Below are 22,989 nucleotides of genomic sequence, written 5' to 3'. Positions count from 1 at the left end.
ACCGTCAGGGTGTCACGAGGATCTTGCAGTGCTCGTCGGGGTGCGCCAGGTCGTCGAACGCGGCGCCGACCGCGTCGAGCGGCACCTCGCCGGTGATCAGCGGGGCCACGTCGATGGCGCCTTCGGCGATGGCGCGCAGGGATTCCGCGAACTCGGCGGGGTCGTAGGCGAACACGAACTGGATGGCGATCTCCTTGGCGGCGGCGAAGAACGGCAGCACGGTGTCGGCCTCCATGCACACCCCGGCGACCACCAGCCGTGTCCGGGCCGGGGCGCGGCGCAGCACGTCGTTGATGATGCCCGGGGCGCCGACGGCCTCGAACACCACCGCGGGTGCGACGGTGTCGAACGGCGACTCCTGCGCCGGGTCCACCGTCCGGTGCGCCCCGACGGTCGAGGCGAGTTCGCGGCGCTTCGCCGAGAAGTCCGATGCAACAATGTGTTCCACGCCGCGATGGCGCAGGGCCGCGATGATCGCCACGCCGATCGGGCCGCAGCCCACCACCAGCGCGGCCTCGCCCGGGGTGATCGCCGACCTGTTCACCGCGTGCAGCCCGACCGCCACCGGCTCGGTGAGCGCGGCGTGCCGCGGGTCGAGTCCGTTGGGCACCGGGAGCAGCAGCGGCGCCGAAAGCAGCATGCGTTCGGCGTATCCGCCGATCGTGTTGTTGGAGTAGACGATCGGCTCTACACCTGTACCCGACAGCAGCACCGGGATGGACGTGACCACCGTGCCGGGGGCAGGCGCGTCAGTGTTCGGACCGGCCTCGAGGACCTCGGCGCTGAACTCGTGGCCCATGTAGATGTCGGCGGCCAGATCGAGTGGCGCGCCGCCCAGCGGTGAGCCCTGCATCTGGGCGCCCAGCTCCAGCACGGTGGAGCCGTGCTGCGCGAAATGCAGGTCGGAGCCGCAGATCCCGCAGGCCTTGACCGCGACGAGCACCTGTCCGGGGCCGGGCACCGGGTCGGCGACGTCGTCGCGCAGCACCATGCGGCCGTCGCGCAGCACCGACGCCCGCATCAGCTCTTGGCCTGCATCTCGTCGGTGTGCGCGGTGATGGCGTTCACGATGGCCTGCCCGGCGCTGCCGAGCAGTTGGTCGCGCATGCCCTTCGCCCACTCGTGCGATGCCTGCGGCGCGGTCAGCTGACCCTTGAAGTGCGGCATCACCTTGCGGGCGAACAACTCGTAGGAGTGGTGGGTCGCCTGCGGGTCGGCCCAGTCGTGGCCCAGCAGCAGCAATGTGCCGAAGCCGCCGGACTGTTCGAGCAGGCCGGTGATGTAGGCGATGGCGTCGTCGGGGGTGCCGATGCAGCAGTTGCCTCCCGCGGCGTACTCGGCGACGAACTCCCGCGGTGTCTGCTGCTCGCCCTCGACGGTGTTGGAGAGCGGGACGAAGCCCGCGGCGCCGAAGTAGTTCGCGAAGTCCTGCAGCCCGTAGGTGCAGTCCTCGATGGCCTGCTCGCGGGTGTCGGCGAGGTGGAAGATGCCCAGCACCCGCCAACCCGACCGGTCGGGGGTCTCGCGGCCTGCCTTGGCCGCCTGCTCGGTGACCACCTGCCAGGTGTTCTCGAGCGCGGCGAAACCGCCCGGCACCGACATCGACAGCGACAGCAGCGATGTGCCGTGCTGGCCCGCCAGCCGCGGACCCGACGGCGACACCATCGCCGCGGTGGAGATCTCGGGGTAGGGCCAGGTGTAGGGCCGGATGTGCAACTGGGCGTCGCGCAGCGTGAACCAGTCGGTCTCGCGGGTGACGCGCTCGTCGGGCCCGGCGCGGAACAGCGCGAGGATCGCCTCGAGTGACTCCTGCATCATCCGGCGCTGATCCACCGGGTCGATGCCCATCATGTAGGCGTCCGACGGCAGAGCGCCCGGTCCGGTGCCGAACACCACCCGGCCGCGGGTCATGTGGTCGAGCAGCACCCAGCGGTCGGCGACCATCAGCGGGTGGTGGTAGGGCAGCGACACCACGCCGGTGCCGAGCCGGATGTGCTTGGTGCGCTCGGCCGCCGCGGCGATGAACACCTCCGGGCAGGCGATCAGCTCGTAGCCGCCGGAGTGGTGCTCGCCGAACCACACCTCGTCGTAGCCGAGCCGGTCCAGCGCGACCGTGCGCTCGAGGTCGTACTCGAGGGCCACGGTGGGGGACTGGCCGACCGGGTGGAACGGCGTGATGAAGACGCCGAAGTTCAGGGGACGGTTCACGGCAGACCTCCGAGGAATTCGAGCAGGGCGGCGTTGACCTCGTCGGCGCGTTCCTGCTGCAGCCAGTGGCCTGCGCCGTCGATGAGGATCTCGCGGAACGGACCGGTGACCACGTCACCGATGCGATCGCGGGGGGTGAAGGACAGCACCGGGTCGGCGGTGCCCGCGATGAACAGCGTCGGCACCCCGATCGTGGTCGCCGGGGTGTCGGCGGTCAGTTCCCAGTTGCGGTCGAAGTTGCGGTACCAATTCAGGCCGCCGGTGAATCCGGTGCGGGTGAACTCCGCGACGTAGTGCTCGATCTCCTCCTCGCTGATCCACGCCGGGATGCCGTCCGGTTCGGGGATGCGGTCGAGAAAGCCCCGCTGGTCGGGCGTCGCCATGTCGACCAGTGCGGTCCCCTCGGCCGGGTTCTTCAGCCCGCCCAGCATGCGCCGTATCGTCCGGTCCGGGTCCTCGTTCAACTCGGTGTCCGCCGGGCCGACGTCCTGGAAGTACAGGATGTAGAAGAAGTTGTCGGCGAAGATGCGGCGCCAGATCTGGGTGGGCGGCCCCGAGGAGCGCGGCACCGGCGGCGCGCTCATGGCCACCACGGCGGACACCCGGTCGGGGTGCAGCAGCGCGGTGTTGCTCACCACCGGGGAGCCCCAGTCGTGGCCGACGAACACCGCGGTGTCGGCGCCGACGTCGTCGAGCAGTCCGATCAGGTCGCCGCTGAGATGGACGACGTCGTAGTCCTGCACGTCCGACGGCCGCGACGACCCGCCGTACCCGCGTTGATCGGGCGCCAGCACGTGGTAGCCGGCGGCGGCCAGCACCGGGATCTGACGGCGCCAGGAGTAGGCCAGTTCCGGGAAGCCGTGCGCCAGCACCACCACCGGGGCGCCGCGCTCACCGGCCTCCGTCACCCGCAGCCGGACTCCGTTGGTGTCGACGAGACGTTCGGCCGGGGTGGTTGCGTCGGTGCCCACCGGCTCACCCAAGCACACGGGCGGCGGGCAGCGGAAGGCTTCTGGCGACGTGTGTAGCCAGAACTGCCGCGAAGTCACCCCTCGGCCGTCGGGAACTTCCGCACGTTGGTCTAGCGGTAGCCTGAAGTGATCCCAGCTGCGCGTATCGGAAGGACCTGGCCGACAGACTCATCGCTGGCCGAAAAATGATGAACCGGAAAAATGTGATCCGCACGCTGACCGTGATAGCGGTCGTGCTGCTGCTGGGCTGGTCGTTCTTCTACTTCAGCGACGACACCCGCGGCTACAAACCCGTCGACACGTCGGTGGCGATCGCCCAGATCAACGAGGGCAACGTCAACAGCGCGCAGATCGACGACCGCGAACAGCAGCTGCGACTCGACCTCAAGAGCGGCAAGGGCGACACCGAGGACAGCGACAAGATCATCACCAAGTACCCCACCGGGTACGGGGTGACGGTCTTCGAGGCGCTGCAGGGCAAGAACGTCAAGATCAACACGGTGGTGAACCAGGGCAGCGTGCTCGGCTCGCTGCTCATCTACATGCTGCCGCTGCTGCTGCTCGTCGGCCTGTTCGTGATGTTCTCCCGCATGCAGAGCGGCGGCCGGATGGGCTTCGGGTTCGGCAAGTCGAAGGCCAAACAGCTCGGCAAGGACATGCCGACCACCACGTTCGCCGACGTCGCCGGTGTCGACGAGGCGGTCGAGGAGCTCTACGAGATCAAGGACTTCCTGCAGAATCCCAGCCGCTACCAGGCGCTCGGCGCCAAGATCCCCAAGGGCGTGCTGCTCTACGGCCCGCCGGGCACCGGCAAGACGCTGCTGGCCCGCGCCGTCGCCGGCGAGGCCGGGGTGCCGTTCTTCACGATCTCCGGCTCGGACTTCGTCGAGATGTTCGTCGGTGTCGGCGCCTCCCGCGTGCGCGACATGTTCGAGCAGGCCAAGCAGAACAGCCCGTGCATCATCTTCGTCGACGAGATCGACGCGGTCGGCCGCCAGCGCGGCGCCGGCATGGGTGGCGGCCACGACGAGCGCGAGCAGACGCTGAACCAGCTGCTGGTCGAGATGGACGGCTTCGGCGAACGCGCAGGGGTGATCCTGATCGCCGCCACCAACCGGCCCGACATCCTCGACCCTGCGCTGCTGCGGCCCGGTCGCTTCGACCGCCAGATCCCGGTGTCCAACCCCGACATCGCCGGGCGACGTGCGGTGCTCAAGGTGCACTCGGCGGGCAAGCCGATCGCCCCCGACGCCGACCTCGACGGGCTGGCCAAGCGGACCGTCGGGATGTCCGGCGCCGACCTGGCCAACGTGATCAACGAGGCGGCGCTGCTGACCGCGCGCGAGAACGGCACCGTCATCACCGGCGCCGCGCTCGAGGAGGCCGTCGACCGCGTCGTCGGCGGGCCGCGCCGCAAGGGCCGCATCATCAGCGAGCACGAGAAGAAGATCACCGCCTACCACGAGGGCGGACACACCCTCGCGGCGTGGGCGATGCCCGACATCGAGCCGATCTACAAGGTCACGATCCTCGCCCGCGGGCGCACCGGCGGACACGCCGTTGCGGTCCCCGAGGACGACAAGGGCCTGATGACGCGGTCGGAGATGATCGCCCGCCTGGTGTTCGCGATGGGCGGACGTGCCGCGGAGGAACTGGTGTTCCGCGAGCCGACCACCGGCGCGGTCTCCGACATCGAGCAGGCCACCAAGATCGCCCGCGCGATGGTCACCGAGTACGGCATGAGCTCCAAGCTGGGCGCCGTGCGCTACGGCACCGAGCACGGCGACCCGTTCCTCGGCCGCACGATGGGCACCCAGGCCGACTACAGCCACGAGGTGGCGCAGATCATCGACGACGAGGTGCGCAAGCTCATCGAGGCCGCGCACACCGAGGCGTGGGAGATCCTCACCGAGTACCGCGACGTGCTCGACACCCTCGCCGGCGAGCTGCTGGAGAAGGAGACGCTGCACCGGGCCGAGCTCGAGGCGATCTTCGGCGACGTCAAGAAGCGGCCGCGGCTGACCATGTTCGACGACTTCGGGGGCCGGGTGCCGTCCGACAAGCCGCCGATCAAGACCCCCGGCGAACTCGCGATCGAACGGGGCGAGCCATGGCCCCCGCCGGTCAAGGAGCCGGCCTTCAAGGCGGCGATCGCCGCGGCGTCCAAGGCCGCCGACGAGGCGGCCGCGAAGAACGGCGGCAACGCGGCGGGCACCAACGGCGTCGGTGGCAACGGCGTACCGGCGAACGGTGCTGCGACGCAACCGAATTACGGCGCGCCCGCCGGCTGGCACGCACCCGGCTGGCCGCCGGGTGGTCCGCCGGGAAGCCAGCCGCAGGGCCACTGGTATCCGCCGCCGCCCCACCCGTCCGGCTGGCCGGAGGCCTATCCGCCCGCGTACCCGCCGCCGTACCCGAACTACCCGCCGCCCGGGCAGGCCGGCCCACAGGCGAGTGGCCCCGAGGACCAGCAGGCGCGTGACGCCGGCCGGCCCAATCCACCGACCCAGAACTGACGACAACTTCACAACGGGAGGCCCCGATGACGCGGTCGCACAACTCGACGGCCACCGGCGTCGACTTCGACGAGGAGCGCGCCGTAGCCGCGGTCCGGGAACTGCTGATCGCGATCGGGGAGGACCCCGACCGGCACGGCCTGGCCGACACCCCGGCTCGGGTGGCGCGCGCGTACCGGGAGATGTTCGCCGGATTGCACACCAACCCCGACGACGTGCTGAACACCACGTTCGATGAGCAGCACGACGAGATGGTGCTGGTCAAGGACATTCCGATGTACTCGACGTGCGAGCACCACCTGGTGGCCTTCCACGGGGTGGCCCACGTCGGTTACATCCCCGGTGAGGACGGCCGGGTCACCGGGCTGTCGAAGCTGGCCCGCGTCGTCGACCTGTACGCCAAGCGGCCGCAGGTGCAGGAACGGCTGACCACTCAGATCGCCGACGCCCTGATGCGCAAGCTCGACCCGCGCGGCGCCATCGTGGTGATCGAGGCCGAGCACCTCTGCATGGCGATGCGGGGCATCCGCAAGCCCGGCGCCGTCACCACCACCTCGGCGGTGCGCGGACAGTTCAAAACCGACAAGGCATCTCGCGCCGAGGCGCTGGATCTCATCCTGCGCAAGTGAATTCACCCGGCCTTCCGGTCCCGGTCCCCGGCGGGACGCACGTGCAGGTGATGGGTGTCGTCAACGTCACCGACGACTCCTTCTCCGACGGCGGCCTGTTCCTCGACCGCGAGCGGGCCGTCGAGCACGGGCTGGCGCTGGCTACCGAGGGCGCGGCGATCGTCGACGTCGGGGGTGAGTCGACCCGCCCGGGCGCCACCCGCATCGACCCGCAGGTCGAGGCGGGCCGGGTGCTGCCGGTGATCGACGGCCTTGTCGCCCATGGCATCACGGTCAGCATCGACACCATGCACGCGAAGGTGGCCGAGCTCGCGCTGGAGCACGGAGCGCGGATCGTCAACGACGTGTCCGGCGGCCGGGCCGACCCGGACATGGCCCCGCTGATCGCCGAGGCCGGGGTGCCGTGGGTGTTGATGCACTGGCGGTCGGTGCACGCGGAGCGGCCACACGAGGTGCCGCCGTACGGCGACGTGGTCGCCGCGGTCCGCGCCGAGCTGCTCTCCGCCGTCGACGCCGCCGTCGCCGCCGGGGTGGACCCCGCGAAGCTGGTCATCGACCCGGGCCTCGGGTTCGCCAAGACCGCGCAACACAATTGGGCGCTGCTGCGCGCGCTGCCCGAGTTCGTCGCGACCGGGATCCCGGTGCTGGTCGGCGCGTCGCGCAAGCGGTTCCTGGGCACCCTGTTGGCCGGTGCCGACGGGGAACCGCGACCGCCGGACGGGCGGGAGACCGCCACCGCCGTGGTGTCCGCACTGGCCGGGCTGCACGGCGCGTGGGGGGTACGGGTGCACGACGTGCGTGCCTCGGTCGATGCGTTGAAGGTGCTGCAGGCCTGGACGGAGCGGGATGACTGATCGAATCGAACTGCGCGGCTTGACCATTCGCGGGAACCACGGCGTGTACGACCACGAACGGCGGGACGGCCAGGACTTCGTGGTCGACATCACCGTCTGGATGGATCTGGCGGCCGCCGCGGCGAGCGACGACCTCGCCGACACCCTGGACTACGGCGGCCTGGCGCAGCGCGCCGCCGACATCGTCTCCGGGCCGCCCCGCAACCTGATCGAGACGGTGGCCGCCGAGATCGCCGACGACGTGATGGCCGACGAGCGCATCCATGCCGTCGAGGTGGTGGTGCACAAGCCGTCGGCGCCGATCCCGCTGACGTTCGGCGACGTGGCGGTGGTGGCCAGGCGGTCGCGGCGGGCGGGAAGGGGCGCGCCGTGACTCGTGTCGTCTTGTCCATCGGGTCGAATCTCGGCGACCGGCTCGGGCGGCTGCAGTCGGTGGTCGACGGCCTCGGCGACGCGGTCCGCGCGGTGTCGCCGGTGTACGAGACCGAGGCGTGGGGCGGCGTCGAGCAGGGGCCGTTCCTCAACGCGGTGCTGGTCGCCGACGACCCCGCGCTCGACGGCCACGGCTGGCTGCGCCGCGGCCAGCAGCTCGAAGAGGCGGCAGGCCGCGTCCGCGGTCAGCGCTGGGGGCCGCGCACCCTCGACGTGGACCTGGTCACCTGCCATGACGGTGACACCGAGGTGACGTCGCGCGACGACGGGCTGACATTGCCGCATCCGCTGGCGCATCTGCGGGCGTTCGTGCTGATTCCCTGGTTGGCGGTGGATCCGGAGGCGACGCTGACGGTGTCCGGCGAGAAGCGGCCGGTGGCGCGGCTGCTCGCGGAGATCGACCCGGCCGAGCGCGACGGGGTGGCGCTGACGGCGTTCGTGCTGCGCACCGGTACCGCCTGATGGGGCCGACCCGGCTACGGGATCTCGCCGTCGCCGCGCTGGTGGCCGCGGTGGCCGGTTACCTCGCGGCCGTGCTCGGTTATCCCCGGTATTTCCCTCCGGTCACCGTCTGGAGCGGGCTGTCGTTGCTCGCTGTGGCCATCGCCGTCGGGGCATGGGCGTTCTACGTGCGGGCCAAGATCGGCGACGGCGAGATCGGCGACGGGCCGGGCTGGCTGCACCCGCTGGCCGTCGCCCGCTCGGTGACCATCGCCAAGGCGTCGGCCTGGGTGGGAGCCCTGGTCACGGGATGGTGGGTCGGCATCCTGGTGAATGTGCTCCCACAACGCGGAGTGCTGCGGGCGGCGGACGACGACACCGCCGGAATCGCGGTCGCCGCGGTGAGCGCGCTGGCACTCGCCGTCGCCGGGTTGTGGCTGCAGCATTGCTGCAAGTCTCCGCAGGAGCCACCGGACAACGGCGACAACGCAGCCGGCTGACATCTCGCCCACGACGACGCGCCGAATCGCCGCAGAGGTCGACACGCTGAGTGACCTGTGGCGGGTACAGTCGCCCCATGACCGTTCTGTCCCGCGGCGCGCGCACCCGGCGCGGCGGCCGCAGGCCGGGGTGGGTGCTGTTGACGGTGTTGCTGGTGCTCGCCATTCTGGCGAGTTCGGCGCTGGTTTTCACCAATCGGGTCGAGCTGCTGAAGCTCGCCGTCATCCTCGCGCTCTGGGCGGCCGTCGCGGCCGCATTCGTCTCGGTCATCTACCGCAGGCAGAGCGACGCCGACCAGGCGAAGGCCCGTGACCTCAAACTGGTCTACGACCTGCAGCTGGATCGGGAGATCTCGGCACGCCGCGAATACGAGCTGACGGTCGAGACGCAGCTGCGCCGCGAGCTCGCGTCGGAGCTGCGCGCGCAGTCCGCCGACGAGGTCGCCGCGCTGCGCGCCGAACTGGCGGCGCTGCGGACCAATCTGGAGATCCTGTTCGACACCGACCTCAACCACCGGCCCGCGATCGAGGGCGAGCGCACCACCGTGCGCGCCTTCGCGGACTGGGCCCGCGATTCGGAGACCACCGGGCGGGTCTCCGACTTCCCGCTCTCCTTCGACGACGACACAGACGACCGCGACCCGCGCACCGAGGAGAGCCCGATCATCGACGTGCCGGCCGAGCCGCAGCCGCCCGAGCCGGACTGGGCACCGCCGCCGCCGGGAGGCGCGCACCGTCGGCCCTCGGAGACCGAGTCGGTCAACGGCCGCCGCCATCGGCCGGACGAGACCCGTGGACCGCGTCGTCGCGCCGAGGGGACGCCACCGCCGCCGCCCCCGCAGAGCCCGCGCGAGGCGGCGCAGCGGTGGGCGTCGCCGCCACCGCCACCGCCGCAGACCCCGGCCCCGCCGCCACCACCTGCACCGGCGCCCGTCGCGCAGGCGGTGCCCGAGGCCGAGCCGGTTCCCGAGGTCCAGCCGGTCGCCCAGCCGGAAGCCGTTCCGGTGTCCCAGCCCGAGGCCGAGCCGCAGATGCCGTGGCTGCCGGCGCAGGAGCCGCCCCAGCCGCCCCGCCGGCCCGTGCAGCAGCCGGAACCGCCCCGGGCCGCCGAACCGCCGCAGCCACCCCGCGTCACGGCGCCGGAACCGCCGCCACGCCGGGACTCCGGAGATCCGCAGTGGCAGCCCGCGCCGGCCGAGGGGCAGTGGATCCCGGCGGGCGTTCCTGGCAGCAACTGGACCGCCCCGGAGCCCGCGAGCAGCGACGACGCCGCGTCGTCGGAGTACGTCGGCCGCCGGCGCGCGCCGGAACCGACGATGTCCAGCCCGGCGCCGGAACCGCGGCGCGGTAAGCACTCGGCCGGGTCGGACGGGCCCGAATCCACCCGCTCCGGGCCGGCACTGGCCGCCGAACCCGCGCAGCCGCCGCCACCCCCCGAGCCGGCGCCGGCGCCGGCGCCGGAGCCCGAGTCCGCGGAGGAGACCGCCGCCCGCCGGCACCGCAGCCTCGAGGACACCGGCGGGCAGTCGGTGGCCGACCTGCTCGCCCGGATGGGCACCGCCCCCTCCGGAGGCGGCAGGCGCAGGCGCCGCGAAGAGTGAGCTAGTCTGCTATCGACCGTCCGGTACCCGCAGCGCGGGACCGGAACGTAGGAATCCACGACAAGTTGCGAGGTCGTCTGCGATGGAGCAGCCCCCTGCGCGTGCGTCGGCCGTCCCCGACGGGCTGCGTCCGGCCCGGCTCACGGTCGGCCTGATCTCGGCCGGCCGGGTCGGCACCGCGCTCGGCGTGGCACTGGAGCGCGCCGAACACGTGGTCGTCGCCTGCAGCGCCATCTCGCAGGCCTCACGCAGGCGGGCCGAGCGCCGCCTCCCCGACACCGCCGTGCTGCCCGTGCAGGACGTGGCAGCCCGGGTGGAGTTGCTGCTGCTCGCGGTGCCCGACGCGGAACTGCACGGACTGGTGGCGGGCCTGGCGGCCACCGGGGCGGTACGCCCGGGCACGATCGTCGCGCACACCTCGGGAGCCAACGGGGTGGCGATCCTGTCGCCGCTGACCGAGCAGGGCTGCATACCGCTGGCCATCCATCCGGCGATGACCTTCACCGGGTCCGACGAGGACATCGCCCGGCTGTCCGAGGCGTGCTTCGGGGTGACCGCAGCCGACGAGGTCGGCTACGCGATCGCGCAGTCGCTGGTGCTCGAGATCGGCGGCGAGCCGTTCCGGGTCCGCGAAGATGCCCGCACGCTGTACCACGCCGCCCTGGCACACGGCAGCAATCACCTGGTCACCGTGCTGCTCGACGCCGTCGAGGCGCTGCGGTCGGCGCTGTGGGGGCAGGAACTACTCGGACAGGAACTGGTCGGCGGGGCGCCCGGCGGCATCGCCGAACGCGTCGTCGGTCCCCTCGCCCGCGCGGCGCTGGAGAACGCGCTGCAGCGCGGCCAGTCGGCGCTGACGGGTCCGGTGGCCCGCGGGGACGCCGCCGCCGTCGCCGGCCACCTGCGGGCACTCGGCGAGGTCGACCCTGCACTGGCCGCGGCCTACCGGGCCGACTCGCTGCGCACCGCGCAGCGGGCACACGCTCCCGAGGAGGTCTTCGCGGTGCTGGCCGAGGTGAACAAATCGTGATCGTGCGCAAGCCGCCGAAGTTCGCGGCCAATCAGCTCAACGTCTACGCCCGCCCGGCTGACGTCGCCGACGTCAGCCGCGCGCTGCGCACCACCGGCCGGCGGGTGATGCTGGTGCCCACGATGGGCGCCCTGCACGAGGGTCACCTGACACTGATCCGGCAGGCGAAGCGGGTGCAGGGCGCCGTCGTGGTGGTCTCGATCTTCGTAAACCCGTTGCAGTTCGGCGCCGGTGAGGATCTCGACGCCTATCCGCGCACCCTGGACGACGACTTGGAGGCATTGCGCGCCGAGGGGGTCGAGGTGGCGTTCACGCCGACCGCCGCCGACATGTACCCCGCCGGACCGCGCACCTCCGTGCATCCCGGGCCGCTCGGCGCGGAGCTCGAAGGCGCCTCGCGGCCCGGGCATTTCGCGGGTGTGCTGACCGTGGTGCTCAAACTGCTGCAGATCGTCCGGCCCGACCGGGCCTTCTTCGGTGAGAAGGACTACCAGCAGCTGGTGCTGATCCGCCAGATGACCGACGACCTCGACGTCGACACCCGGATCGTCGGCGTGCCGATCGTGCGTGAAGGCGACGGCCTGGCGCTGTCGTCGCGCAACCGGTACCTCGACGGCGTGGAACGTGAACATTCGCTGGCACTCTCGGCGGCGCTGCTGGCGGGCATGTACGCCGCGTCCGGGGGAGCGGCCGCCGTGCTCGACGCCGCCAGGGCGGTGCTCGACGAGGTGCCCGCCATCGACGTCGACTACCTCGAGCTACGCGACAACTGGCTGGGCCCCGCGCCCGCCCAGGGGCCGGCCCGACTGCTGGTGGCCGCCCGGCTGGGCCGCACCAGGCTGCTGGACAACATCGCCGTCGACCTCGGCGCGAGCGCAGGCATCAACGGCCACCCGGGGGTGGCCGGACCGGACGACAACCACGAATTGCCCTGGAGGAATTGATGTTACGCACGATGCTGAAGTCGAAAATCCACCGCGCCACCGTCACCCAGGCCGATCTGCACTACGTCGGCTCGGTGACCATCGACGCCGACCTGATGGACGCCGCAGACCTGCTCGAGGGCGAGCAGGTGACCATCGTCGACATCGACAACGGCAACCGGCTCGTCACCTATGCGATCACCGGTGAGCGCGGCACCGGGATCATCGGGATCAACGGCGCCGCAGCGCATCTCGTTCATCCCGGCGACCTGGTGATCCTGATCGCCTACGGCACGATGGAGGACGCCGAGGCCCGCCGGTACCGCCCGCGGGTGGTGTTCGTCGACGCCGACAACAGGCAGGTCGACCTGTCGGACGACCCCGCATTCGTGCCGGACACCGCGGCCGACCTGCTGTCGCCACGGTAGACAACGTGCTCCTGGCGATCGACGTCCGCAACACCCACACCATCGTCGGCCTGGTCTCGGGCGCGGGTGAGCACGCGAAGGTGGCGCAGCACTGGCGGATCCGCACCGAGTCGGAGATCACCGCCGACGAGCTGGCGCTGACGATCGACGGGCTGATCGGCGACGACTCCGAACGCCTCACCGGGGCGGCAGGCCTGTCGACGGTGCCCTCGGTGCTGCACGAGGTGCGGGTGATGCTCGAGCAGTACTGGCCGTCGGTGCCCCACGTGCTGATCGAGCCCGGCGTGCGCACCGGGATACCGCTGCTGGTGGACAACCCGAAGGAGGTCGGCGCCGACCGGATCGTCAACTGCCTCGCGGCCTATCACAAGTACGGCGGCGCGGCGATCGTCGTCGACTTCGGCTCGTCGATCTGCGTCGACGTGGTGTCCGCCAAGGGCGAGTTCCTCGGCGGCGCTATCGCACCGGGCGTGCAGGTGTCCTCGGACGCCGCGGCGGCCCGGTCGGCCGCGCTGCGCCGGGTCGAGCTCACCCGGCCGCGGTCGGTGGTCGGCAAGAACACCGTCGAGTGCATGCAGGCCGGTGCGGTGTTCGGCTTCGCCGGCCTGGTCGACGGGCTGGTCAGCCGCATCCGCGCCGACGTCGACGGGTTCGCGGGCAACGACGTCACGGTGGTCGCCACCGGTCACACCGCCCCGCTGGTGCTGCCCGACGTGCGAACCGTCGGCACCTACGATCGGCATCTCACCCTCGACGGTCTGCGGCTGGTGTTCGAGCGCAACCGCGACAATCACCGCGGCCGCCGCTAGACCGCTCAGAAGAACGTGCGGATCAGGTCGACCACCCGGTTCTGCTCGTCGACCACAGGGATCACCTGCCACTTGTCGAACACCGTGCACGGGTGGGAGATGCCGAACTGCACCCAGTCGCCGATGTCGGCGTGGTCGGCGGCGTCGAGCCGCAGGTATGCGTGCTGGTCGTTGAGCTTGGTGACGGCGCCTGACATGCCGTAGGGCACCGGCAGGTCCTGGTCGAACGACACGTCGCGGCGCCCCATGGTCAGCAGCGCCAGTCCCGGTTCGGGCCGCGACACCACCTGCGCCCACACGCTCAGCGCCGCCTCGAGTGCGCCGTCGCTGGTGCGGCCCAGCGGCGACGTCCGCCGGTACAACCCGTCGTCATGGGTGAGGTAGCACCCGCTGCGGACGACGGTCCGCACGGTCAGCCCGTCCGGCCAGCCGCCGGTGAGGACGTCGGCGACGAGGTCGAAGTACGTGCTGCCGCCGGCGGTGACCATGACCTCGTCGGATTCGAACAGGCCGGCCAGCCGGACCACGGCGGCCCGTAGGTCGTTCAGGTAGCCGGTGACCACGTCCAGCGCGTCGGCGGTGACGGCGTGGCCACCCGACGCCTCGTAACCGGCCACCCCGACCAGCCGCAGCCGCGGCGCCGCGACGGCCGCCCGCGCGACCGCGTCGACGGTCGCCGCGTCCCGGCAGCCCGTCCTGCCGCCCGCCATGCCGACCTCGACGCACACGTCGACCGGCCGGCCCGCGGCCCCGAGCGCCGCGGACATCGCCTCGACGCCGCGCACCGAGTCCACCCAGCAGACCAGGCCGAAGTCCGGGTCGGCGTCGAGTTCGGCGCCCAGCCACGCCAACCCGGCCGCATCGACCAGCTCGTTGGCCAGCACCATCCGCCGCACCCCGAACGCCCGGAACACCCGGACCTGGCTGATGGTGGCCACGGTGACCGCCACCGCTCCCGCGTCGAACTGGCGGGCCAGCAGCTGCGGAGCCATGTGCGTCTTCCCATGCGGCGCCAGCTCGACGCCCCGTCGGCGGCACCACCGCGCCATCGTCACGAGGTTGTGGGTGAGCGCCGACGCGCGCAGCACGCACACCGGTCCGACGGCGCCCGCGGCGAACAGATCGGGGGTGCGGCGACAGATCTCGGCGGGGCGCAGACCCCACCACGGCGCGGGGATGCCCTTGAACCGCCAGTCCAGTGGTTCGTCGGACAGGGCGGCCACCCGCTGCGCGTCGATTTCACCGGTCATTTGTTCATTTAAGCTGGCACCTCGTGATGGCAGCCGATGACCGCCCCGACGCGGAGCACGACGGACCCGACCTCCCGGAGCAGTTCCGGATCCGCCAGGCCAAGCGGGAGCGGCTGCTCGACGAGGGCCGCGATCCCTACCCGGTGGTGGTGGCCCGCACCCACAGCCTCGCCGAGGTCCGTGCCGCGCACCCCGACCTCGCCGCCGACACCGCGACCGGTGAGATGGTGGGCGTCACCGGCCGGGTGGTCTTCGCCCGCAACTCCGGCAAGCTCTGCTTCGCGACGCTGCAGGAAGGTGACGGCACCCAGCTGCAGGCCATGGTCAGCCTGGCGCAGGTGGGCCAGGAGTCCCTCGATGCGTGGAAGGCCGACGTCGACCTCGGCGACATCGTCTTCGTGCACGGCGAGGTGATCAGCTCGCGCCGCGGGGAGCTGTCTGTGCTCGCCGACAGCTGGCAAATGGCCTCCAAGGCGTTGCGGCCGCTTCCCGTTGCCCACAAGGAGATGAGCGAAGAGGCCCGGGTGCGGCAGCGGTACGTCGACCTGATCGTCCGCCCCGAGGCGCGCACCATCGCCCGGCAGCGCATCGCCGTGGTGCGGGCGGTGCGTTCGGCGCTGGAGCGCCGCGGCTTCCTCGAGGTCGAGACGCCGATGCTGCAGACGCTGGCCGGCGGCGCCGCGGCGCGCCCGTTCGTCACCCACTCCAATGCGCTCGACGCCGATCTGTACCTCCGTATCGCGCCGGAACTCTTCCTCAAGCGGTGTCTGGTCGGTGGATTCGAGCGGGTCTTCGAACTCAATCGAAATTTCCGGAACGAAGGCATTGATTCGACGCATTCGCCGGAATTCGCGATGCTCGAGACTTATCAGGCCTACGGTGACTACAACGATTCAGCCGTGGTGACGCGTGAGCTTATTCAGGAGGTCGCCGACGAGGCGATCGGCACCCGGCAGGTCCCATTGCCCGATGGCGATGTCTACGACCTGGACGGCCAATGGGACACGCTGGAAATGTACCCGTCGCTGTCGGAGGCCCTCGGCGAAGAGATCACTCCGCAGACTCCGGCCGAGACCTTGTGGTCGACGGCCGACCGGCTGGGTGTGGAGATTCCCCGGGACCGGGGCTACGGCCACGGGAAATTGGTGGAAGAACTGTGGGAACACACCGTCGGCGAGACGTTGTGGGCGCCGACCTTCGTGCGCGACTTCCCGGTGGAGACAACCCCGCTGACCCGGCCGCACCGCAGCGAGGCCGGGGTGACCGAGAAATGGGACCTCTACGTCCGGCGCTTCGAACTCGCCACCGGATACTCCGAACTCATCGACCCGATAATCCAGCGGGAAAGGTTCCAGGCCCAGGCCGCCGCGGCCGCCGCCGGTGACGACGAGGCAATGTCACTCGACGAGGATTTCCTCGCCGCTTTGGAGTACGGCATGCCACCCACGACCGGCACCGGAATGGGTATCGACCGGTTGTTGATGGCGTTGACGGGACTGTCGATTAGGGAGACGGTTCTTTTCCCCATAGTTCGCCGGCACGGTGGTTGAGCGACCGGGTATACCGGTTCGTTTAATGACGTACACTGCGAGCACATAACCGTTGTGGTCGAGAGACGAACAACTCGTCAATGCGCAGGCAGAAGGGTCAGTGTGAGCTGATGGCTAAGAAGGTGACCGTCACTTTGGTCGACGATTTCGACGGTTCGGGTAACGCCGACGAAACGGTCGAATTCGGCCTCGACGGGGTGAGCTACGAGATCGACCTTTCTGCGAAGAATGCGAAGAAGTTGCGCGAAGACCTGAAGCAGTGGGTCGAGGCAGGCCGTCGCGTCGGCGGCCGCCGCCGGGGCCGGTCGGCGGGCGCGAGCCGGGGCCGCGGTGCAATCGACCGCGAGCAGAGCGCCGCCATCCGGGACTGGGCGCGCCGCAACGGCCACAACGTGTCGACCCGCGGCCGGATCCCGGCCGACGTCATCGACGCATTCCATGCGGCAACCTGATTCGGTGTTGCCAGATCCGCACGTCGCGGGCTTTTCGGGGCGGGGCCGGGCCGGGTCGCTGACGTTTCGCTGACGGCGAAGCGCTCCGGCCGTGCCTGCGGAAACGATTGAGCCGACCGCTGCGTTGATGCAGGCAAGCACCGGGAACAGGGCAGACGCGGCGGGCGGCAACGACTCGCGACGGCTGCGGGCCGGATGGGGAAGGAACCGCCAACCACGGCACCCGGGGCAGCCGCCCGATACAGTGGACGGCAGGTGCAATGCGACTCGAAGCACACTTTCGGGACGCGGGGCGCCACCTATGCGATGGAGAGCAGGTAACCACCGATGTTCGAGAGATTCACCGACCGTGCCCGCAGGGTCGTCGTCCTGGCTCAGGAAGAAGCCCGGATGCTCAACCACAACTACATCGGCACCGAGCACATCCTCCTTGGACTCATCCATGAAGGCGAAGGCGTAGCGGCCAAGTCACTGGAGTCGCTGGGCATCTCGCTCGAAGGTGTCCGCAGCCAGGTCGAGGAGATCATCGGCCAGGGCCAGCAGGCGCCGTCGGGCCACATCCCCTTCACCCCGCGCGCCAAGAAGGTGCTCGAGCTGTCGCTGCGTGAGGCGCTGCAGCTCGGCCACAACTACATCGGCACCGAGCACATCCTGCTCGGCCTCATCCGCGAGGGCGAGGGCGTCGCCGCTCAGGTGCTGGTGAAGCTCGGCGCCGAACTGACGCGCGTCCGCCAGCAGGTCATCCAGCTGCTGTCCGGCTACCAGGGCAAGGAGGCCGCCGAGGCGGGCACCGGAGGCCGTGGTGGCGAGTCGGGCAATCCGTCCACCTCACTGGTCCTCGACCAGTTCGGCCGCAACCTGACCGCGGCCGCGATGGAGGGCAAGCTCGACCCGGTGATCGGCCGCGAGAAGGAAATCGAGCGGGTCATGCAGGTGCTGAGCCGCCGCACCAAGAACAACCCGGTGCTGATCGGCGAGCCCGGCGTCGGCAAGACCGCCGTGGTCGAGGGCCTCGCCCAGGCGATCGTGCACGGCGACGTGCCGGAGACGCTGAAGGACAAGCAGCTCTACACCCTCGACCTCGGGTCGCTGGTGGCGGGCAGCCGGTACCGCGGTGACTTCGAGGAGCGCCTGAAGAAGGTGCTCAAGGAGATCAACACCCGCGGCGACATCATCCTGTTCATCGACGAGCTGCACACGCTCGTGGGTGCCGGTGCCGCCGAGGGCGCCATCGACGCGGCGTCGATCCTCAAGCCGAAGCTGGCCCGCGGCGAGCTGCAGACCATCGGCGCGACCACGCTCGACGAGTACCGCAAGTACATCGAGAAGGACGCCGCTCTGGAGCGGCGCTTCCAGCCGGTGCAGGTCGGCGAGCCGACGGTCGAGCACACGGTGCTGATCCTCAAGGGGCTGCGCGACCGGTACGAGGCCCACCACCGGGTCTCCATCACCGACGGCGCGATCGTGGCCGCGGCGACGCTGGCCGACCGCTACATCAACGACCGCTTCCTGCCGGACAAGGCGATCGACCTGATCGACGAGGCCGGCGCCCGGATGCGCATCCGCCGGATGACCGCTCCGCCGGACCTGCGCGAGTTCGACGAGAAGATCGCCGACGCGCGCCGGGAGAAGGAGTCCGCGATCGACGCGCAGGACTTCGAGAAGGCGGCGAGCCTGCGTGACCGGGAGAAGACCCTGGTCGCCCAGCGTGCCGAGCGGGAGAAGCAGTGGCGCTCCGGCGACCTCGACGTGGTCGCCGAGGTCGACGACGAGCAGATCGCCGAGGTGCTCGGAAACTGGACCGGCATCCCGGTGTTCAAGCTCACCGAGGAGGAGACCACCCGTCTGCTCCGCATGGAGGACGAGCTGCACAAGCGGATCATCGGCCAGGAGGATGCCGTCAGGGCCGTCTCCAAGGCGATCCGGCGCACCCGTGCCGGGCTGAAGGATCCCAAGCGTCCGTCGGGCTCGTTCATCTTCGCCGGCCCGTCCGGTGTCGGTAAGACCGAGCTGTCCAAGGCGCTGGCGAACTTCCTGTTCGGCGACGACGACGCGCTCATCCAGATCGACATGGGCGAGTTCCACGACCGCTTCACCGCCTCGCGGCTGTTCGGTGCCCCTCCGGGCTACGTCGGCTACGAGGAGGGCGGCCAGCTCACCGAGAAGGTGCGTCGCAAGCCGTTCAGCGTGGTGCTGTTCGACGAGATCGAGAAGGCCCACCAGGAGATCTACAACAGCCTCCTGCAGGTCCTCGAGGACGGCCGCCTCACCGACGGTCAGGGCCGCACGGTCGACTTCAAGAACACCGTGCTGATCTTCACCTCGAACCTCGGCACGTCCGACATCAGCAAGGCGGTGGGCCTCGGCTTCACCCAGGGTGGCGGCGAGAACAACTACGAGCGGATGAAGCAGAAGGTCAACGACGAGCTGAAGAAGCACTTCCGCCCGGAGTTCCTCAACCGCATCGACGACATCATCGTCTTCCACCAGCTCACGACCGATCAGATCGTGATGATGGTCGACCTGATGATCGGCCGGGTCTCCAAGCAGTTGAAGGCCAAGGACATGACGATGGAGCTGACCGACAAGGCCAAGTCGCTGCTCGCCAAGCGCGGGTTCGACCCGGTGCTCGGGGCGCGGCCGCTGCGTCGGACCATCCAGCGCGAGATCGAGGACCAGCTCTCCGAGAAGATCCTGTTCGAGGAGATCGGCCCCGGTCAGCTCGTCACCGTCGACGTCGAGAACTGGGACGGCGAAGGTGCCGGCGAGGATGCGAAGTTCACCTTCAGCGGTGGACCGAAGCGGCCTGAGGCCGTCGAGCCGGATCTGGCCAGCGCCGGCGCGGCAGGCGCTCCGACCGCCGTCGTCGAATAGCAGCGCACGACCGTACGACGAAGCGGGCGGCTTTCCCTCACGGGAAAGCCGCCCGTTTTTCGTAGCGCGTCGCCAAGGAGTGCGACCAATGCTTACGATGCTCAGGTAATCGGCGGGCGAAGGAATCTGGTGAGAGTCCAGAACGGTCGCGCCACTGTGACAGTCAGACCCGACGTCCGCCACCCTGCCAACGGGACGCGACATCCCGAAAGGACCGGTCAATGACATCTCCTCAGGCTCGCGAGAGCGCAGCACCCGCACTCGACCTCTCCGCCACCCGCGCCGCGGTGTGGCTCTCGGCCACCGCCTTCCTCGCCCTCCTGGTGCTGTACTTCATCGGCCTGGACCAGGGGGCGACGTCGGTGTTCGGCAACAACACCGCCGTCCACGAGTTCGTCCACGACGCACGCCATCTCCTCGGGTTCCCCTGCCACTGACCAGCTGTAGGGAGAACAAATAAACATGGAGAAGCAGATCATCGGTCGCGGCCTGCTGGCCGGGGCCGCAGCGGGCGTGCTCGCGTTCGTCTTCGCCCGCATCTTCGTCGAACCCGTCATCGAGCGGGCCATCGGCTATGAGGAGGGTGTCGGCGCCGCGCACGAGGCGCTGGAGGCCGGCGCGCATGCGGGCCACAGTCACGGCGAGGACGGGGGCGGCTTCAGCCGCGCCGTGCAGATGAACATCGGCATGGGACTGGGCGTGCTGCTGTTCAGCCTGGCCATCGGCGCGATCTTCGCGGTGGTGTTCGCGGTGGCCTACGGCCGGGTCGGCGCCATCTCGGCCCGCCTGCTGTCGGTGTACGTGGCCGGCGGAATGTTGTTGAGCCTCTACGTCGTCCCGTTCCTCAAGTACCCGGCGAGCCCGCCCGCGCTCAGCCTGGACGAGACGATCCGGCAGCGCACGCTGCTGTACCTGCTGGTGGTTGTCCTCTCGGCTGCGATCCTGGTCGGCGCGGTCTACCTCGGCAGGCGGCTCACCGACCGGCTGGGCACCTGGAACGCCACCCTGGCGGCCGCGGGCGCCTATCTGGTGGCGGTCACGGTGCTGATGCTGGCGCTGCCCGCCGTCCACGAGACGCCGGGGCCGCTGAGAGACGACGCGGGTGCCATCGTGTACGAGGGTTTCCCGGCAGACGACCTGTACGAGTTCCGGTTGTTCTCGCTCGGCACGCAGGTGGTCATGTACGTGACGATGGCGCTGGTCTTCGCGGCCCTGGTTTCGCGACTGCTGGATGGCAAGCGCCACGAGGCGCTGAGCCGACAGTGAGTGAGGTCGTCCGGCTGACCCTCGTCTCGCACGCGATGACCGATGCGATGGCAGCCGGACGATTCCCCACCGACGAACCCCTGAACTCGACGGGCCACCGGCAGGTCGACGCGTGTGTGGAGCTCGGCCGCACCGACTCTGCCTACTGCGGGCCGGAGAAGCGCGCCCGGCAGACCGCAGAACTGCTCGGCCTGCCCGCTCGCATCGAACCTCAGCTGGCCGATCTGGACTGCGGCCGGTGGCGCGGTGACGTGCTGGGCGGGGTGCGGCCGGCCGAGCTGGCGATCTGGCTGACCGATCCGGCGCGCGCGCCGCACGGTGGCGAGTCGGTGGTGGACCTGATCGGCCGGGTGGGCACCTGGATGGAGTCACTGACCAGCCGGCGTGGCCGGCTGGTCGCCGTGACGCACCCGTCGGTGATCCGCGCCGCGATCCTGATCGCCCTCGACGCGCCGCCGAAGTCCTTCTGGCGCATCGACATCGCGCCGGTGAGCCGCACGGTGATGCACTTCCGGGGTCACGCCTGGACGCTGCGGTCCGCCGTCTAACGCCCGACCGGCACCAGCGCGAAGGTCTGGTGCACGATCGACAGCAGCCACGCCGCGGCGGTGGTGCTGCGGTACCTGGGCCAGTTGAGCTGGAAGCTCACCACCCACGGCTGGCCGGTGTTGTCGACGGCGTACCAGGAGAACGTCAGGTCGCCGGGCAGGTTGCCGCCCTTGGCGCCGATGTAGGTCCACTTCTTGCGGTCGAGGTCGACGCCGGGGATGGCCGACAGGATGTCTCGCACGGGAGCAGCGGGCCCGACCGCGGCCGCCTGCAGCGCCAGGTGCACGCGGCAGATGTCGGCGGCGCTGCCGTACCACTCGGCGCCGTGGGTCGACGCCGGGGTGTGGGTGCGGGCGGGGTCCGGCTCGTAGGGCCGGTTCTTGGTCTGCTGCAGCAGCTGTGCGCGCCGCGGGGGGTCGGCCTGCTTCCATTCCTCACGCAGGTCGGGCTCGCCCCAGCCGACCGAGAACAGCTCGTGCATCGTCGGGAACGGCGTCATGCTGGCTGGATCGTGGTGTCCGGCCGTCTTGAGCGCGTGCTCGACGGCGCCCGGCCCCAGCCGGTCGATCAGCAGGTCGGTGGCCATGTTGTCGCTGGCCGAGATCATCTGCTGCGCGGCGTCGCGGACCGACACCTGTGCGCCCGGCGGTAGCTCGTCGAGCCCGGCCGAGCCGACGGCCTTCGCCTGCTCGGTGATGGTCAGCCGGTCGTCCCAGGAGACCCGGCCCGCCGTGACGGCCTCGGCGACCGCGAGCAGCACGTAGAGCTTGAAGATCGACGCCAGCGGCAGCGAGAGGTCGAGATTGGTGCCTGCGACGGTGTCGCACCTGGCGCCGGTCCCGGGGGCGCCGGGCACCACCCGGGACACCTGGTAGGAGTACCGGGCGCCCGACGCGGTCAGTTCCCGGTCGATGTCGGCCCAGTTCCGGATGACCGTGGGTTGCAGGGCCACGTCGAACTGGTCGACCAGGCCGGCGTCGTCGGTGCGCAGCACGATGTCCTGGGCGACCCCGTATGACGTCTTGACGTGCAGGGTCGCGGTGCCCGCGCCGATGTCGACGCCGGTGACGGTGATCGGCCGGTCCCACCACAGATTGCCCATGGCGTCGATGATGTGGTCCACCTGATCGGGTGCGGCCATGGTGCGCACGTTGACGTCGCCGATGGGCCAGTCGGAGTTGACCATGTCCATGGTCTGCCTCGCGCGCAGGCCCTGCGGCGTGGTGGTCCCGATGTGAGCGCCGTAGGCGGCGTCCGCGGGTGCGGTGCCCGCATTGCCGCACCCGGAGGCGATGGTGACGACGAGGGCGGCAGCGGTGAGCAGGCCGGTGGCCCGGCGTCCCGCCCGCCTCGCGTCAGCTCTTGTCGTTGCTGCCGGCAACGTCCAACACGACCTCGAACTCCAGCAACGATGCCCCGGTCGCGACGGGGTTGTTCTGCTGGCCCTTGTGCGCCTCGATCGCCGGGCCGGTGGCCCAGGCCTGGAACGCCTCTTCGGTCTCCCACTGCGTCACCACGAAGTAGCGGTCCTCGCCCTTGACCGGCCGCAGCAACTGGAAGCCGAGGAAGCCGGGCTGGTTGTCCACCGCGTGCGCGCGGTGGGCGAACCGCTTCTCCAACTCGGGGCCGGCGTTCGGCGGCACCTCGATTGCGTTGATCTTCACCACGGACATGCGGTCAGGTTACCGCTTCGCCCACTGGGCAAG

At 70.4% G+C, this 22,989-nt stretch carries 23 protein-coding genes; 17 read left to right on the top strand and 6 right to left on the bottom strand.

Annotation, left to right across the window (positions count from 1 at the left end):
• Positions 1-4 precede the first annotated feature (4 nt).
• The 3 genes from O6P37_RS05185 to O6P37_RS05175 are packed head-to-tail and all read right to left on the bottom strand — an operon-like array spanning position 5 to position 3,197.
• Positions 5-1,021: a zinc-binding dehydrogenase gene (locus tag O6P37_RS05185; protein ID WP_269893025.1), complete on the bottom strand. Its 1,017-nt coding sequence runs from the start codon at positions 1,019-1,021 to the stop codon at positions 5-7.
• Positions 1,021-2,208, bottom strand: coding sequence for an LLM class flavin-dependent oxidoreductase (locus tag O6P37_RS05180; protein ID WP_269893024.1), 1,188 nt, complete (start codon positions 2,206-2,208; stop codon positions 1,021-1,023). Before O6P37_RS05180 ends, O6P37_RS05185 begins: the two co-directional genes overlap by 1 nt.
• Positions 2,205-3,197: an alpha/beta fold hydrolase gene (locus O6P37_RS05175; RefSeq protein ID WP_408633101.1), complete on the bottom strand. Its 993-nt coding sequence runs from the start codon at positions 3,195-3,197 to the stop codon at positions 2,205-2,207. The genes O6P37_RS05180 and O6P37_RS05175 overlap by 4 nt, the downstream gene beginning before the upstream one ends.
• Positions 3,198-3,367: 170 nt before the next feature.
• Here O6P37_RS05175 and ftsH point away from each other — a divergent pair, with 170 nt between their 5' ends.
• The 11 genes from ftsH to O6P37_RS05120 all read left to right on the top strand — a co-directional run bounded on the left by ftsH (position 3,368) and on the right by O6P37_RS05120 (position 13,342).
• Positions 3,368-5,695 carry an ATP-dependent zinc metalloprotease FtsH gene (gene ftsH, locus O6P37_RS05170; RefSeq protein ID WP_269893022.1) on the top strand — a complete coding sequence of 776 codons (2,328 nt, stop codon included), beginning with the start codon at positions 3,368-3,370 and terminating at the stop codon, positions 5,693-5,695.
• Between the two features lie 26 nt (positions 5,696-5,721).
• Entirely contained in the window at positions 5,722-6,324 is a 603-nt protein-coding gene (gene folE, locus O6P37_RS05165) for a GTP cyclohydrolase I FolE (RefSeq protein WP_269893021.1), read from the top strand.
• 50 nt (positions 6,325-6,374) lie between these two features.
• Complete coding sequence (gene folP, locus O6P37_RS05160; protein ID WP_269893175.1) at positions 6,375-7,178, top strand: dihydropteroate synthase; 804 nt, start codon at positions 6,375-6,377, stop codon at positions 7,176-7,178.
• Positions 7,171-7,551, top strand: coding sequence for a dihydroneopterin aldolase (folB, locus tag O6P37_RS05155; protein WP_269893020.1), 381 nt, complete (start codon positions 7,171-7,173; stop codon positions 7,549-7,551). The genes folP and folB overlap by 8 nt, the downstream gene beginning before the upstream one ends.
• On the top strand, positions 7,548-8,072 hold the full coding sequence (gene folK / locus O6P37_RS05150) for a 2-amino-4-hydroxy-6-hydroxymethyldihydropteridine diphosphokinase (RefSeq protein WP_269893019.1): 525 nt from the start codon (positions 7,548-7,550) through the stop codon (positions 8,070-8,072). Before folB ends, folK begins: the two co-directional genes overlap by 4 nt.
• Positions 8,072-8,551 (top strand): DUF3180 domain-containing protein, encoded by a 480-nt coding sequence (locus O6P37_RS05145; protein WP_269893018.1) that lies wholly within the window; start codon positions 8,072-8,074, stop codon positions 8,549-8,551. The genes folK and O6P37_RS05145 overlap by 1 nt, the downstream gene beginning before the upstream one ends.
• A gap of 77 nt (positions 8,552-8,628) precedes the next feature.
• Positions 8,629-10,152, top strand: a complete 1,524-nt coding sequence (locus O6P37_RS05140; protein WP_269893017.1) for a DUF6779 domain-containing protein — start codon at positions 8,629-8,631, stop codon at positions 10,150-10,152.
• A gap of 82 nt (positions 10,153-10,234) precedes the next feature.
• Positions 10,235-11,182: a Rossmann-like and DUF2520 domain-containing protein gene (locus O6P37_RS05135; protein ID WP_269893016.1), complete on the top strand. Its 948-nt coding sequence runs from the start codon at positions 10,235-10,237 to the stop codon at positions 11,180-11,182.
• Positions 11,179-12,126, top strand: coding sequence for a pantoate--beta-alanine ligase (gene panC / locus O6P37_RS05130; protein ID WP_269893015.1), 948 nt, complete (start codon positions 11,179-11,181; stop codon positions 12,124-12,126). The genes O6P37_RS05135 and panC overlap by 4 nt, the downstream gene beginning before the upstream one ends.
• Positions 12,126-12,533: an aspartate 1-decarboxylase gene (panD, locus tag O6P37_RS05125; protein ID WP_269893014.1), complete on the top strand. Its 408-nt coding sequence runs from the start codon at positions 12,126-12,128 to the stop codon at positions 12,531-12,533. Before panC ends, panD begins: the two co-directional genes overlap by 1 nt.
• Positions 12,534-12,538: 5 nt before the next feature.
• Positions 12,539-13,342 carry a type III pantothenate kinase gene (locus tag O6P37_RS05120; RefSeq protein WP_264014204.1) on the top strand — a complete coding sequence of 268 codons (804 nt, stop codon included), beginning with the start codon at positions 12,539-12,541 and terminating at the stop codon, positions 13,340-13,342.
• Between the two features lie 5 nt (positions 13,343-13,347).
• On the opposite strand, the gene O6P37_RS05115 is transcribed toward O6P37_RS05120, so the two are convergent.
• Entirely contained in the window at positions 13,348-14,592 is a 1,245-nt protein-coding gene (locus O6P37_RS05115; RefSeq protein WP_269893013.1) for an alanine racemase, read from the bottom strand.
• A 26-nt stretch (positions 14,593-14,618) separates the two neighbouring features.
• Here O6P37_RS05115 and lysS point away from each other — a divergent pair, with 26 nt between their 5' ends.
• The 6 genes from lysS to O6P37_RS05085 all read left to right on the top strand — a co-directional run bounded on the left by lysS (position 14,619) and on the right by O6P37_RS05085 (position 21,282).
• Entirely contained in the window at positions 14,619-16,142 is a 1,524-nt protein-coding gene (gene lysS, locus O6P37_RS05110; protein ID WP_269893012.1) for a lysine--tRNA ligase, read from the top strand.
• Positions 16,143-16,252: 110 nt separating this feature from the next.
• Positions 16,253-16,594 (top strand): histone-like nucleoid-structuring protein Lsr2, encoded by a 342-nt coding sequence (lsr2, locus tag O6P37_RS05105; RefSeq protein ID WP_269893011.1) that lies wholly within the window; start codon positions 16,253-16,255, stop codon positions 16,592-16,594.
• A gap of 327 nt (positions 16,595-16,921) precedes the next feature.
• Entirely contained in the window at positions 16,922-19,468 is a 2,547-nt protein-coding gene (gene clpC1 / locus O6P37_RS05100) for an ATP-dependent protease ATP-binding subunit ClpC (protein WP_264014765.1), read from the top strand.
• Between the two features lie 221 nt (positions 19,469-19,689).
• A complete protein-coding gene (locus O6P37_RS05095) occupies positions 19,690-19,905 on the top strand; it encodes a CbtB-domain containing protein (RefSeq protein WP_264014764.1) in 216 nt (71 codons plus the stop codon).
• Between the two features lie 25 nt (positions 19,906-19,930).
• On the top strand, positions 19,931-20,734 hold the full coding sequence (locus O6P37_RS05090) for a CbtA family protein (protein WP_269893010.1): 804 nt from the start codon (positions 19,931-19,933) through the stop codon (positions 20,732-20,734).
• Entirely contained in the window at positions 20,731-21,282 is a 552-nt protein-coding gene (locus tag O6P37_RS05085; RefSeq protein WP_269893009.1) for a histidine phosphatase family protein, read from the top strand. The genes O6P37_RS05090 and O6P37_RS05085 overlap by 4 nt, the downstream gene beginning before the upstream one ends.
• Here the strand turns inward: O6P37_RS05085 and O6P37_RS05080 are convergent.
• Together O6P37_RS05080 and mhuD are read right to left on the bottom strand one after the other, a co-directional pair.
• Entirely contained in the window at positions 21,279-22,664 is a 1,386-nt protein-coding gene (locus O6P37_RS05080) for a serine hydrolase (RefSeq protein WP_269893008.1), read from the bottom strand. The genes O6P37_RS05085 and O6P37_RS05080 overlap by 4 nt on opposite strands.
• Positions 22,639-22,956 (bottom strand): mycobilin-forming heme oxygenase MhuD, encoded by a 318-nt coding sequence (mhuD, locus tag O6P37_RS05075; RefSeq protein WP_264014760.1) that lies wholly within the window; start codon positions 22,954-22,956, stop codon positions 22,639-22,641. Before mhuD ends, O6P37_RS05080 begins: the two co-directional genes overlap by 26 nt.
• Between the last annotated feature and the right edge of the window lie 33 nt (positions 22,957-22,989).

The sequence above is a fragment of the Mycobacterium hippophais genome (assembly GCF_027529605.1).
In the GTDB taxonomy this organism is placed as follows: Bacteria; Actinomycetota; Actinomycetes; order Mycobacteriales; family Mycobacteriaceae; genus Mycobacterium; species Mycobacterium arseniciresistens.
This window is presented reverse-complemented; position numbering and strand designations above follow the sequence as displayed.

Bases quoted from the DNA above. Each gene is read 5' to 3' on its own strand.
- O6P37_RS05090 (WP_269893010.1), top strand. From the start codon at position 19,931: ATGGAGAAGCAGATCATCGGTCGCGGCCTGCTGGCCGGGGCCGCAGCG.
- O6P37_RS05115 (WP_269893013.1), bottom strand. From the start codon at position 14,592: ATGACCGGTGAAATCGACGCGCAGCGGGTGGCCGCCCTGTCCGACGAA.
- lysS (WP_269893012.1), top strand. From the start codon at position 14,619: ATGGCAGCCGATGACCGCCCCGACGCGGAGCACGACGGACCCGACCTC.
- lsr2 (WP_269893011.1), top strand. From the start codon at position 16,253: ATGGCTAAGAAGGTGACCGTCACTTTGGTCGACGATTTCGACGGTTCG.
- folB (WP_269893020.1), top strand. From the start codon at position 7,171: ATGACTGATCGAATCGAACTGCGCGGCTTGACCATTCGCGGGAACCAC.
- O6P37_RS05185 (WP_269893025.1), bottom strand. From the start codon at position 1,021: ATGCGGGCGTCGGTGCTGCGCGACGGCCGCATGGTGCTGCGCGACGAC.
- clpC1 (WP_264014765.1), top strand. From the start codon at position 16,922: ATGTTCGAGAGATTCACCGACCGTGCCCGCAGGGTCGTCGTCCTGGCT.
- ftsH (WP_269893022.1), top strand. From the start codon at position 3,368: ATGAACCGGAAAAATGTGATCCGCACGCTGACCGTGATAGCGGTCGTG.
- O6P37_RS05140 (WP_269893017.1), top strand. From the start codon at position 8,629: ATGACCGTTCTGTCCCGCGGCGCGCGCACCCGGCGCGGCGGCCGCAGG.
- O6P37_RS05145 (WP_269893018.1), top strand. From the start codon at position 8,072: ATGGGGCCGACCCGGCTACGGGATCTCGCCGTCGCCGCGCTGGTGGCC.
- folE (WP_269893021.1), top strand. From the start codon at position 5,722: ATGACGCGGTCGCACAACTCGACGGCCACCGGCGTCGACTTCGACGAG.
- O6P37_RS05135 (WP_269893016.1), top strand. From the start codon at position 10,235: ATGGAGCAGCCCCCTGCGCGTGCGTCGGCCGTCCCCGACGGGCTGCGT.
- panD (WP_269893014.1), top strand. From the start codon at position 12,126: ATGTTACGCACGATGCTGAAGTCGAAAATCCACCGCGCCACCGTCACC.
- folP (WP_269893175.1), top strand. From the start codon at position 6,375: ATGGGTGTCGTCAACGTCACCGACGACTCCTTCTCCGACGGCGGCCTG.
- O6P37_RS05095 (WP_264014764.1), top strand. From the start codon at position 19,690: ATGACATCTCCTCAGGCTCGCGAGAGCGCAGCACCCGCACTCGACCTC.
- mhuD (WP_264014760.1), bottom strand. From the start codon at position 22,956: ATGTCCGTGGTGAAGATCAACGCAATCGAGGTGCCGCCGAACGCCGGC.